Raw genomic sequence first — 773 nt, 5'->3', positions numbered from 1 at the left:
TTCAAGGCGAAGAACCCCGGCATCGACCTTGAATGGGTAACCCTCGAAGAAAACGTGCTGCGCCAGAAGGTCACGACCGACATCGCGACCAAGGGCGGCCAGTACGACGTTCTGACGATCGGCACCTATGAAGTTCCGATCTGGGCAAAACAGGACTGGTTGCTGCCGCTCGACAATCTCGGCGCCAATTACGACGTCGACGACCTGCTGCCGGCAATCCGCAGCGGCCTGACTGTAGACGGCAAGCTCTATGCTGCGCCGTTCTATGGTGAAAGCTCGATGGTCATGTACCGCAAGGACCTGTTCGACGCTGCCGGCCTGAAGATGCCCGACGCGCCGACCTGGGACTTCGTCGCTGACGCTGCCCGCAAGATCACCAACAAGGACAAGGAAATCTACGGCATCTGCCTGCGCGGCAAGGCCGGCTGGGGCGAGAACATGGCCTTCCTGACGGCCATGTCCAATTCCTTCGGCGCACGCTGGTTTGACGAGAAGTGGAAGCCGCAGTTCGATCAGCCGGAATGGAAGGACACGCTCGACTTCTACGTCAAGCTGATGAAGGATGCCGGCCCCCCGGGCGCCTCCTCCAACGGCTTCAACGAGAACCTGGCGCTGTTCCAGACCGGTAAGTGCGGCATGTGGATCGACGCAACGGTTGCCGCTTCCTTCGTCGCCGATCCGAAGCAATCGCAGGTCGCCGACAAGGTCGGCTTCGCGCTCGCCCCGGACAAGGGCCTCGGCAAGCGCGGCAACTGGCTCTGGGCCTGGAGCCT

General features: G+C 61.8%; 1 protein-coding gene. It reads left to right on the top strand.

The window, feature by feature from the left end:
* Positions 1-773 (top strand): sugar ABC transporter substrate-binding protein (locus MOV76_RS39300; protein ID WP_247266610.1); only part of this gene is annotated, 773 nt, incomplete at both ends.

The sequence above is a fragment of the Rhizobium sp. PRIMUS64 genome, from assembly GCF_023006465.1.
Classification (GTDB): domain Bacteria; phylum Pseudomonadota; class Alphaproteobacteria; order Rhizobiales; family Rhizobiaceae; genus Rhizobium; species Rhizobium leguminosarum.
Note: the sequence above shows the minus strand (reverse complement) of the source record. Positions and strands in the feature narration are given on the sequence as shown.